This is a genomic window from Leucobacter sp. M11 (assembly GCF_035726885.1).
In the GTDB taxonomy this organism is placed as follows: domain Bacteria; phylum Actinomycetota; class Actinomycetes; order Actinomycetales; family Microbacteriaceae; genus JAPFRB01.
In genome coordinates this window covers 395,266-405,997 of record NZ_JAPFRB010000003.1, presented here as the reverse complement: position 1 = coordinate 405,997, position 10,732 = coordinate 395,266, and the positions used below count along the sequence as shown (strand labels likewise).

The 10,732-nt window shown below is 64.5% G+C and carries 10 protein-coding genes; 6 read left to right on the top strand and 4 right to left on the bottom strand.

Translation table 11 applies throughout. The annotated features are described in order from the left end of the window. The 6 genes from OOT08_RS10255 to OOT08_RS10230 form a co-directional block, all read left to right on the top strand. Positions 1 to 933 (top strand): MFS transporter (locus tag OOT08_RS10255; protein ID WP_325092553.1); only part of this gene is annotated, 933 nt, incomplete at its 5' end. 10 nt (positions 934 to 943) lie between these two features. Next, on the top strand, positions 944 to 1,636 hold the full coding sequence (nucS, locus tag OOT08_RS10250) for an endonuclease NucS (protein ID WP_325092552.1): 693 nt from the start codon (positions 944 to 946) through the stop codon (positions 1,634 to 1,636). 117 nt (positions 1,637 to 1,753) lie between these two features. Next, positions 1,754 to 1,978, top strand: coding sequence for a hypothetical protein (locus OOT08_RS10245; RefSeq protein WP_325092551.1), 225 nt, complete (start codon positions 1,754 to 1,756; stop codon positions 1,976 to 1,978). Between the two features lie 55 nt (positions 1,979 to 2,033). Continuing rightward, positions 2,034 to 2,498 (top strand): SseB family protein, encoded by a 465-nt coding sequence (locus OOT08_RS10240; RefSeq protein WP_325092550.1) that lies wholly within the window; start codon positions 2,034 to 2,036, stop codon positions 2,496 to 2,498. Next, positions 2,495 to 3,223 carry an HAD-IA family hydrolase gene (locus OOT08_RS10235; RefSeq protein WP_325092549.1) on the top strand — a complete coding sequence of 243 codons (729 nt, stop codon included), beginning with the start codon at positions 2,495 to 2,497 and terminating at the stop codon, positions 3,221 to 3,223. Before OOT08_RS10240 ends, OOT08_RS10235 begins: the two co-directional genes overlap by 4 nt. A 200-nt stretch (positions 3,224 to 3,423) precedes the next feature. Further along, a complete protein-coding gene (locus OOT08_RS10230; RefSeq protein WP_325092548.1) occupies positions 3,424 to 5,349 on the top strand; it encodes a hypothetical protein in 1,926 nt (641 codons plus the stop codon). 166 nt (positions 5,350 to 5,515) lie between these two features. Here the strand turns inward: OOT08_RS10230 and OOT08_RS10225 are convergent, their stop codons facing one another. The 4 genes from OOT08_RS10225 to hpaH form a co-directional block, all read right to left on the bottom strand. Further along, positions 5,516 to 8,545, bottom strand: a complete 3,030-nt coding sequence (locus OOT08_RS10225) for a hypothetical protein (RefSeq protein WP_325092547.1) — start codon at positions 8,543 to 8,545, stop codon at positions 5,516 to 5,518. Between the two features lie 76 nt (positions 8,546 to 8,621). After that, entirely contained in the window at positions 8,622 to 9,080 is a 459-nt protein-coding gene (locus OOT08_RS10220) for an acyl-CoA thioesterase (protein WP_325092546.1), read from the bottom strand. 47 nt (positions 9,081 to 9,127) lie between these two features. Beyond that, positions 9,128 to 9,943 carry an HpcH/HpaI aldolase family protein gene (locus OOT08_RS10215; protein ID WP_325092545.1) on the bottom strand — a complete coding sequence of 272 codons (816 nt, stop codon included), beginning with the start codon at positions 9,941 to 9,943 and terminating at the stop codon, positions 9,128 to 9,130. Next, the gene (hpaH, locus tag OOT08_RS10210) at positions 9,928 to 10,713 is read right to left on the bottom strand and encodes a 2-oxo-hept-4-ene-1,7-dioate hydratase (RefSeq protein ID WP_325092544.1); all 786 of its coding nucleotides are present in this window, start codon (positions 10,711 to 10,713) and stop codon (positions 9,928 to 9,930) included. Before hpaH ends, OOT08_RS10215 begins: the two co-directional genes overlap by 16 nt. Positions 10,714 to 10,732 lie beyond the last annotated feature (19 nt).

Below are 10,732 nucleotides of genomic sequence, written 5' to 3'. Positions count from 1 at the left end.
TCCGATGTGGCCGTGAACGTGACGGGGGCGCAGAGCGAGCGGGCCATCGGGAAGCCGCTGCTGTCCGCCTATCACGCGGCCTACAGCCTGGGCGCGGTCAGCGCGATGGGCGTCGGCTGGCTCATGGAGCGCCTCGCCGTCGGCTTCGTGCCGCACCTCGTCGGCACCTGCCTGCTCGTGGCCGCGATCGCGCTGTTCTCCGTCCGGTTCCTGCCCCACGACCAGCAGAACGAAGAGTTCGCCGATACCTCGACCGGCGAGATCCAGACGATCGCCGAGGCGAGCGCGGAGGTGCAGGCGACGACGCCGGCCGCCCGCACCCCGCGGGGTTACTCGGCCTGGCGGGACCCGCGCATCCTGATGGTCGGCTTTGTCGCGCTCAGCATGAGCCTGTCCGAGGGCACCGCCGGGGACTGGCTGCCCCTCGCCGTGATCGACGCGCAGGGCAGCACAAACGAGCAGGGCGCCCTCGTCCTCGGGGCCTTCCTCGCGGCGATGACGCTGACCCGGCTCCTCGGCGGCCCGCTGCTCACCCGCTTCGGGCGGGTGCCCGTGCTCCGGGCGTCGGTGCTCAGCGCCGTGATCGGCATGCTGCTCGTGATCTTCGCGCCGGGCGTGCTCGTCGCCGGGATCGGCGCGGTGTTCTGGGGCGCTGGCGTCGCGCTCGGCTTCCCGATCGGCATGTCCGCGGCGGCCGACGACCCGAAAAAGGCCGTGCCGGGCGTCGCCGCGGTGGCCGCAATCGCGTACATGGCCTACCTCGTGGGCCCCATCACGATCGGCTTCCTCGGCGAGCACTTCGGGCTCGCAAACGCCTTCCTGCCGGTGCTCGCGGTGCTGCTCATCGGCGGTCTGTTCGCGGGAGCGGTCCGGGAGCCCGGGGAACGCACCCAGCTGACACGCCCGGCGCCCGCGCCCGAGCGGGACGCGTAAGCTAGACCCCGTGCGAATTGTTGTTGCTGACTGCTCTGTTGATTATGCGGGCCGCCTGAGCGCCCACCTGCCCCGGGCCACTCGCGTCCTCATGCTCAAAAACGACGGCAGCATCCTCATCCACTCCGACGGCGGCTCCTATAAGCCGCTCAACTGGATGAGCCCGCCCTGCAGCCACAGCGCGGTCGAGCCCACCGAGGAGCAGACCGAGGCGGGCGTCACGGAGGTCTGGCGCGTCGTGCACGCGAAGACCGCGGACCTGCTCGTGGTCTCCATCTTCGGCATCCAGCACGACAGCTCGCACGACCTCGGCGTTGACCCCGGCCTCATCAAGGACGGGGTGGAGGCGCACCTCCAGGAGTTGCTGGCCGCCCAGATCGACATCCTCGGCGAGGGGCACAGCCTGGTGCGCCGCGAGTACATGACCGCGATCGGTCCGGTCGACATCCTTGCCCGCGACGCGGACGGCGGTTCGGTCGCCGTCGAGATCAAGCGCCGCGGCGACATCGACGGCGTCGAGCAGCTCACCCGCTACCTGGAACTCATGAACCGCGACCCCGTGCTCGCCCCCGTGCAGGGCGTGTTCGCCGCGCAGGAGATCAAGCCGCAGGCGCGCACGCTCGCCACCGACCGCGGGATCCGCTGCGTCACCCTCGACTACAACGAGATGCGCGGGATGGAAGACCTGAACACCCTCTTCTAGGCGCGCACGCCCCGCGGACAGCTCGCGGGCGTAGAGTACCCACACGCCAAGTCTCCTCCGGGCCGCGGAGGAACGACGCAGGCCGAGGGTCGGACCGCCGACCAGAACGGGGTTTCCGTGTTGTCGTTCCTTTCCGCCCTGGCCACCTCGCCCGGCGCGCTCGCCCGGCTTGCCGACACCGGCGGCGACCCGCCGAATGTACTCCTCATCGTGGCCTTTTCCCTGCTCGCGCTCGGACTCATCGGCATCATCGTCGCCCAGTTCATGAAGCGCCGCCACCGCAAGCGCACCGCGCTCCCCGGCCCCGCGACCGACCCGGATGAGCCGCCGACCGCTGACTGATCGGGTGAACCGCGATCAGCACCGCGGGCAAAGCCGCCTTCGATAGGCTGGGGGCATGGCTGAAGCTCAGATCCCCGAAGGTGTCTCCGCAGACTACGAGAACGTCGCCGCCCGCGAAGCGCTCACGGCGTTCACGGCCGCTCCGGACTTCGCCGGGCTCGCGGCCTTTCTGAACGCCGCGCGCGAGGAGTACCTCGTCGTGGACGTGACCGGGGCCCAGAAGAAACGCGCCACCCGGATCCGGACCACCCGGACCACGAAGGGGCAGCCCGTGCTTCCGCTGTTCACCTCGATGGCTGAGCTGCGCGCCGCGGTGCCGAAGCCGTCCGCTGACCAGGTCCGCGGGGCCGTGATGCCCGCCCGCCAGGCCCTCGCCATGATCGCGAGCGACCGTTTCGTCGCCGCAGAGGTGAATCCCGGCACCGACAAGCTCGTCCTGCTCCGCAAGTTCATCGAACGCACGATCGACGACGCGTTCGCAGACCACCCCCTCACCGCCGAAGACTTGGAGTCCCTGTGACCGACAACGCCGTCGCCCCCGCCCCTGTCGCCCCCGCCGATCTCCCGAGCCGCGTGCCCGCGGCGGGCTGGTCCGTCATCCTCTTCGACCTGGACGGCACCATCACCGACTCTGGCGCGGAGATTACCCAGCGCATCACGAAGGCCCTGCACATCGTCGGCTGGCCGGTGCCCCCGCTCAAGGAGCTGGAACGCCTCGTCGGCCCACCCCTGTACGAGGGGTTCATGGAGGTGCTCGGGATGAGCTCCGCGAAGGCGAAGGAGACCCTCGCCGCGCAGCGCACCATCGCCGAGCTGCAGGGCCTCGGCCGCCGCTCCTCCGTGTACCGGGGCATGTCCAGCCTGCTCGTGGAGCTGCACGCGACCGGCATCCCCCTCGCCGTAGCCAGCTCCAAGGGGCAGCACCAGGTGGACAGCGTCCTGGAGCACTTCGATCTCGCCCGCTACTTCACCGTCATGGTCGGCAGCGACGAGGCCGCCGGGCGCACCCACAAATCGCAGGTGGTCGAGGAGGCGCTGCGCCAGCTCGGCGAGCAGGGCGCCGACCTCAGCCGCCCCATCATGGTCGGCGACCGGGTGCACGACCTGGAGGGCGCCGCCGAGCACGGCGTGCCCACCATCATCGTCACGTGGGGTTATCACAACGGCGAGGAGGCCCCCGGGGCCCTCGCCCGGGTGGACACCGCGGAGCAGCTCGCCGCGCTGCTGGCCCCGGCCGCAGACTGAGCCCGGCGACAGCCTGCGCCCTGGACACCGCCTGACCTCGGCGGCACGCTGACCCCGGCACCTGCCGCGGTCGGTGTGCCGGAGCCCCGTGATCTGCCGATGCCCCGCACGCCGTGCTGCACCTCGTGCCCGGGGCCCGCATCGGGTACCCTGACAGCAGCTGGGGCATTCGCCTCGTACACGTTGGGGGCGTTTGCACAATGAAGTCTGCGTTTTTCCGGCCGCGTCTCGCGGCCCTCGGGGTTGCCGCGTTCATCGCGGGATCATTCGTCACCGCCGTGCCCGCGCAGGCGGCCGACGGGGAGATCGAGCTGCAGGCCGGCAGCGTCTCCGTCACGGTGTCGGCTGGCTCCGCACAGATCAGGCAGGGCGGGCAGACCACCGAGCAGCCCCTGAGCGAGCCGATCGTGGTCACGTCCGGGGGCGTCGAGCTCGGCCGCACCCTCTCCGTGAACACCGCGAATCTGGCCGCCGGGGAGGAGCTCACGCTCCGGCTTAAGGAGGTCGCCCTGCGCGGCTCCGGGCCCGCCACGATCCGCGGCGCTGGCTCCGGCACCGTCCGGGTCGAGCTCGAGGGTGACAACTCGCTGAACGCCTACCAGGACGCCGCCTTCACGGTGAACACGACGAGCGAGGTCGTCTTTGACGTCCCCGCGGGGCAGCAGGACGACTTCGGGGCGCTGTCCGCCGTCTCTCAGGTCTCCTCAGCCGGGATCGGCGCGTACAGCATTCTCTTCGCAGCCCGCGTGCAGGACGGCTTCCTGCCCGACCTCGGCACGCTCACGGAGGCCCCGGACGAGCCCGAGGGCTGGGAACCCCTGGGCGAGGATGAGGCCGGACCCCGAGCGGGCGAGGGCAGCGGCTTCACCATCGCGGGCGGCACCATCACCGCTCGCTCCGTCTACGGCGCGGGCCTTGGCGGCGGCGAGGGGGTCAACGGGCAGCGCTCTGGCCCCATCCTCATCACGGGCGGGCGCGTCACCGCCAGCAGCGAGCACGGCGCCGCAATCGGGGCGGGCAACGGGGGCCGCTGGTCCTCGGCGCAGCTCTCCGGCGGCTTCGTCCACGCGCGCTCCGAGTACGGCCAGGCGCTCGGCGCTGGCTGGGCGTCGAGCACGGCCACGGTCGAGATCTCGGGCGGCACCGTCCTCGCCAGCGCGCCGTCAACCAGCGCGTTTTCACGCGCGCTCATCACGGGCGGCTCGGTGCAGGCCGTCGGGCGAAGCGCGGCCTCCGCGACAAACGCGGCGGGGACGGCCGTTTTCCCCGCGGTGTCCCGGCTCTGGGGCGAGACCCCGGCGGAGCGTCCGAGCCAGGACGCGGACGGGGTGCCCGTCGCCCTCGCCGTCGCCGCGGATCCCGGCTACGGCACGCACGATGTCGAAACCACGACCCTCCTCGCGGGCCCGCCCGGCACCGCGGACACCCCCGGCTGGGTCTCCCCCTGGCTGCCCGCGGGACCACAGTCGGTCACCGCGAACGGGGCCGAGTACTCCGGCGAGGTGACGGCTGCGCAGCCGCGCGGCGGCCACCTGAAGATGCCGTTGCCCGCGCCGGTTGTCAGCGCCGAGGAGAACGGCCCGGAGGACCCGCCGAGCACCGTGACGCTCACTCTCGCCGAGCTGCAGGCCGTGATCGCCCCGGTCGGGGAGATCCAGTACGCGCTGCGCCCGGCGTCGTCTTCCGAGCCCTGGGTCTTTGGCGCGAGCCGCGTCTTCGCCGGGCTTGCTCCGGAGACGGCCTACGGCATCGCGGCGACCGTACCCGAGAACGACTGGTACGCGCCGCCCTCGACGGCCGAGCACACCACCGGCCCGATCACGACGGAGCCCCCGATCGACCCGCCCATCGACCCGCCCGTGGACCCCCCGGTGGACCCGCCCGTCGATCCGCCCGTGGACCCGCCGGTCGTGCCCCCGGTCTGCCCGCCGGTCGATCCGCCGGTTGTGGACCCGGGGACGCCCGCGCCGCCGACCCCGACCCCGAGCTGCTGCCCGGACACCCGCTGCGAGCAGCTCGCGAACACGGGCGCCGAGCCGAACGCTCAGCCGCTGTTACTCGGCGGGGCGCTGCTCCTGGGCGGGTTCCTCGTCACGCTCGTCGCCCAACGCCGACGGATCCGGTAGCCCCGGGGCGGCGGCTTCGGCCGCCGACCCGGCCGCTTCGGGCTGGGGCACGATGCGCTCGTTGCCCGCGGTTGGCTCCGCGAAGCCGTGCGCCTTCGGGTGGCCGTCCTCGTCGACCGTCACGCTTTTCCATTTCAGCGGAACGAACTAAAAAGACCTTCGAGCGTTAACTCTGTGGTTTCGGAACCCGCCTTCGTCCATCAGCAATTCGGTACCCCTCCGGGGTTGGCTTGAATGGAGTGTTGTTCGTATGCTCACTTGATTGGAACTCCCTGAGAGCGTGCAGATCGATGATTTCAGACACAATCTGATCGTGCCGTCCACCACGATGCCGAAGTACGTCCCTCTTCCAGTCGGTCGAGAACGGCGCCCGGATCCTTGTGTCACCGTACTGTCGAACATTGACCTGAGCAATAAAGGCATGAATATCTAAAGCCGCAGATTCAATCAGAGAGCTAAACGAGCTCAGATCTCGATTCCACTCAGGCGCAAAAAGTACATCCACTTCGCCTCTGAATCTTGCTCGATTGTCGATATTCGTTAGCTCGCTACAAATAAGAAGCCCAAAACGGAAACCCCCGTGGTTCAGGACGAGCTTTGGGCCTTTTCCGGGTGAATACAGTTCCAGCCCAGCTGTCCTTTTTAGATTGATTCTTTCACCGGGTGCAGGTTCAGTTTTATTTTGTCGATATATAACTTTTGTTGGCACTTCTAGGCCGCTGTAGGGCAGAGCCGCCCACACTTCGTTAGAAACCGCATGGTTGTCCACATGTAGGTAGTCAATACCCGAAATGACAGTTGTTGACATTTGATGCGTACGTCTTGCTATGGCGAGGAACCATTCTTTTGGCATCGCTAATTCAGGGAAGACTAAATATGTTGGCTCAGTCGGCGAAGGCGAGAACTTGTTGACTAGCGAAAAAAGTCTCCGGTACTCATCGAGTGAATTTTCTGGTTTCCTACTAAGAGTCGACTGGACACGCATTTCATCTGCCTTCCAGCTTGCAACTGCGATCTCGACTTTCCCGGTGAAGCCTTCCGAATCTATTTCTAAGCAGTTTCGATCGCTAATGAGAGGAAGGACCTGTTGTACTTGAAAGCCACGAGTTGAAGCAATTATTTTCCCAAATGATTCGGAGGAGGATTCGTTATATGTGTCCTCCCCCACCAGGGAAAGCTCTTGGACTGAAAAAGGCCGGGTTGCAAAAAGGAAGCCAGCGAAAACTTCAGAGTCCCCCGGGTTTGCTCCAACCCAATTGTGCAGATCCGGAATTCCCAGTTGTACTTTTGTGCCACTAAAGAACCTTTTTAAGAATGCTTTCTCAAACGTCTTGTGATCGCGAATGGGTCTCTCTTGATTCACAGAGTGACTGGAAAACTTCCGTTGGATAAACTCCCACCGAAACGGCGTATGAGCGAGGTCTCGTGTAAGGAGCTCAAACTGTCGTTTTTCCCAGTGCTTTAGTTTGCTTTTTGATTTAAAAGACTTTCCAAGCTCTCTATGAACCCCCTCGAGGTCCTCGGCCCTGATACCTCGGGGCAGGGAAGAAATAATACTGACAAGAAGTTCCCGACCGAGAGACTGCAAGTACGCATTTAGCACGGAGTCCGAGTTATACGTTCCATTCGGTGAAATTTCTACTGAACAGTCACGATGAATTTGTGTAATTACTTCATGTGTAGCTCTTAACATTCTTTCCACAAACGCAAAGTCACCATTTTCAGTTGCCAGTTTGAAAACTCGCGACAGATACTTCGCCAAATGGAAAAAATTTTGTGGTACTAAAACATGCTCTAAAACAGTTGTAAAGAACTGAGCTCGATATGTTTCCCATTGTCCAGGTGAAAGATGCCTAGAGTGGGCTTCGAAATCTCTTAAAGTCAAAGCGAATTGAGCCCGTTGCAAAGTGAGCTTACTCGCCCCTCTCAGGGTATCCGCACGAATACTTTCCTCTGAAATGGCACGAACTAAGTCAGCGGCAACTTGATGCGGGGCCGCGGGGAATTCTGGTAGATGACGGTGTTCGCTGCTGCTTTCAAGAATTCCGCGTTCAATAGAGTCGATAAGTGATAGCCCCGGCCCTCCGTCCAAAAAGAACACTTTCGTTTTTTGCCTCTGGACGCGCAGTGAAATTGGCTCCTTGAATAGCAAGGAAATACCGATGTCATCTGGCTGCCCGAATTCGTCTGCTTTCTCAAAGCTCAGCGTCACTAAAGAACCAGCAAAAACAGATCGAGCAATCAACCATTCCCAAACATTTAGTGCGCTTGGGGCCTCTGTGGATCCGGGAAGAACCAATATTATGTCGTCCACATATCGCCCATAGTGGATCGGTTTAACTTTCTGCAGAACGTAGTCATCAAAGTCTTTCATAGCGATATTGGCTACTACGGACGATGCGGCAACTTTGACTGGTAACCCCCCGATTTTCTGGCTTTTCCCCCAAACATGTTGCATACTCCATGCGTTAAAAGCTGCGATGAGTAATTCCGTCAGAAACCTCTCACGAGAGGAAAGTGCAATACTATGTCTCTTTAGGAATTCCTTTTCCAATAAGAAGCTTCCGTTCAAGGCATGGTAAAAACTCTTGATGTCTGCTGTAATCGCAATTGCTTTTCCGTCCCGCTGAACTGCTTCTTTCATGGCAAGGACGCCTGAGTTTCTCCACATTTCATACGGCTTGAAATAAGGCTGGAAGCTCCCCAGAGAGTCTCTACTTACCGTGCCATCATTTAGTCGGCGTATCCGGTTCCCTAGCACTGAACCTACAGATAGCGTCTGATCGTATTTATCTCCAGCAGTCGCGATCCACAAGGCGGACAATACGTGAAAGTCCATAGGCGAATCAGCAACAGGTCGATAGGTGGCGGTTCCTCCCGTTTTTGCATAAAATTCGTCCCACTCAATTTGCGGTGAAGAGAAGATCGGGTTTTCACCGAAAACGGACGACTTTCTGTTCAGCTCAAGCGCCTTTGGAATCAGTTTTGCTGTCCCAACGAAGCTTTCTTTCACGACGTATGCCAGAGCTTCGGATTTAGCACCGTTGAGTTTTTTACGAAGATCGTTCAGATTATCTTCCAGACGTTCCTCATATATTGCGACTTTTTCCAAGTCCACCGCATCCGAGTAGTACACATCAACTTTTGCCTTGCGGTAGGCAAAAGCCAAATCCCTATACGAAAAACGCTCCGACATACATATCCCCCGTGAACGGTACTCTTAAGCAGACTTGACGAATTGTCATTTGAGAAACAGTGCAAGTGTGCTCACTCTATTCGGAGTTGCCCTTTGGGCTTTCTCTAAAGCTCAAGTTCGTAACGAGAGAACCCTGCTTAGGCGTGAGGCGACTGGTTGTTCCGATTTCCTCCGCGAAGCCGTGCGCCTTCGGGTGGCCGTCTTCGTCGACCGTCACGAAGACGATCTCGTTCAGCGTGAGGATCTCCTGGCCCGTGATCACGTTCACCACGCGGCAGGACAGCGTGATCGAGGTGCGCCCGAAGCGCACGACCCGGTAGCTCAGCTCCAGGAGGTCGCCGCGATCGGCGCGCGCCACAAAGTTGATCTCCGACATGTACCGGGTCACGAGCTGACTCGTGCCCAGCTGGGTGACCGCGATGATCGCCCCGTCCTCGTCCACCCACTGCAGCAGGCGTCCCCCAAAGAGTGCGCCGTGGGAGTTCAGGTCCTCCGGCTTCACCCACTTCCGTACCACGTACTGATGTTCGCTCATGGATTTCAGCTTATCGGCGGAACCGGGCCGGGGGCTCCCGCCCGCCCTCAGTAGCTGGCCCGGGGCGCGGCGGGGCTCTCCGGCTCCGGCAGGTACCGGGCGGCGAGCGCCTCGCCGCCGCGAGCGAGCAACGCAACGTCCGCGCCGACGAGGATGAAATCGACCCCGGCGGCGAGGTAGCGCTCGGCGGTGGCCGGGGCGAAGGCGTTCACTCCGACCGGTTTGCCTGCCGCGTGCACCGCGGCGATGGTCCGGAGCACGGCGGCGACCACCTCGGGGTGGTCCTGCTGCCCGAGCAGGCCCATCGAGGCCGCCAGGTCGCTCGGGCCGATGAAGACCCCGTCGATCCCGGGGACGGCGGCGATTTCGGCGGCGTTGGCCACGGCCGCTTCGGTCTCCGCCTGCACGAGCACGGTGATGCCCGCCCGCGCCTCGGCCAGGTAGCCCTCGACCCGGTTCCAGCGGGCTGCCCGGGCCAGGGCGCTGCCGACGCCCCGGACGCCCTCTGGCGGGTAGGCGGCGGAGGCGGCGACGCGCTCAGCCTGCTCCCGGGTGTTCACCATCGGGACCAGAACGGTCGTCGCCCCGAGGTCGAGCACCTGCTTCATAGCGACGTCGTCGGCCGCGGGAAGCCGGACGACGCTGTGCACCGGGTAGCCGGAGGCGGCGTGCAGCTGGGCAAGCACGGACTCGAGCCCGTTCGGGGCGTGCTCGGTGTCGATGAGCACCCAGTCGAGGCCGCTCCCCGCGCAGATCTCCGCGGCGACGGGGCTCCCGGAGCACACCCACATCCCCACGGTGGCCCGGTCCCGGGCGGCAACGGCGGCGCGGAAGGAGCCCGCCGGGTCTACACGAAGCGACACGTCACGGCCCCCATCCCCTGATACTCGGCGTGCAGGGTGTCCCCGGGCTCGGCCCAGACCGGGCGGGTGAAGGAGCCGCCGAGGACGATCTGCCCCGCGTCCAGCCGTTCCCCGTGCGGCGCGAGCCGGTTCGCGAGCCAGGCGACCCCGGCTGCCGGGTGCCCGAGGACCCCGCCCGCGACGCCGGTCTCCTCAATGACCTCATTCTTGTAGAGCATGGCCCCCTGCCAGCGCAGATCGATCGCCGCGGGCGCGACGGGGGTCCCCCCGAGTACCATCGCGCCCAGGGCGGCGTTGTCGCTGATCGTGTCGACGATGGAGCGGCCGGCCATTTCGATCCGCGAGTCCAGGATTTCGAGCGCCGGGACCACGTACTCGGTCGCGCGCAGCACGTCGTGCACGGAGACGTTCGGGCCCTCGATGGGCGCGCCGAGCACGAAGGCCAGTTCCACCTCGACGCGGACCCCGGTGTAGCGGGCGTGCTCGATCACGGCGCCGGACTCGAAGACCTGATCGTCGAAGATGACCCCGTAGTCGGGCTCGGTGATCCCGGTCGCCAGCTGCATGGCCCGGGAGGTGAGCCCGATCTTGTGGCCGATGATGCGGTGCCCGCGCGCGACTCGGGCGTCGCGCCAGATCCGTTGCACGGCGTAGGAGTCCTCGACGGCCATGCCGGGGAAGCGCGGGGTGAACAGCGGGGCCGGAACGCGCGTGCGCTCGGCCTCGGCGAGTTCTTCGGCGATGAGCTGGTGGACGGATGCGTCGAGCATGTCGGACCTTTCTTAGGCG

Coding starts and splice junctions, on each gene's coding strand:
- OOT08_RS10220 (WP_325092546.1), bottom strand. CDS start 9,080: ATGAGCGAACATCAGTACGTGGTACGGAAGTGGGTGAAGCCGGAGGAC.
- OOT08_RS10230 (WP_325092548.1), top strand. CDS start 3,424: ATGAAGTCTGCGTTTTTCCGGCCGCGTCTCGCGGCCCTCGGGGTTGCC.
- OOT08_RS10240 (WP_325092550.1), top strand. CDS start 2,034: ATGGCTGAAGCTCAGATCCCCGAAGGTGTCTCCGCAGACTACGAGAAC.
- OOT08_RS10225 (WP_325092547.1), bottom strand. CDS start 8,545: ATGTCGGAGCGTTTTTCGTATAGGGATTTGGCTTTTGCCTACCGCAAG.
- hpaH (WP_325092544.1), bottom strand. CDS start 10,713: ATGCTCGACGCATCCGTCCACCAGCTCATCGCCGAAGAACTCGCCGAG.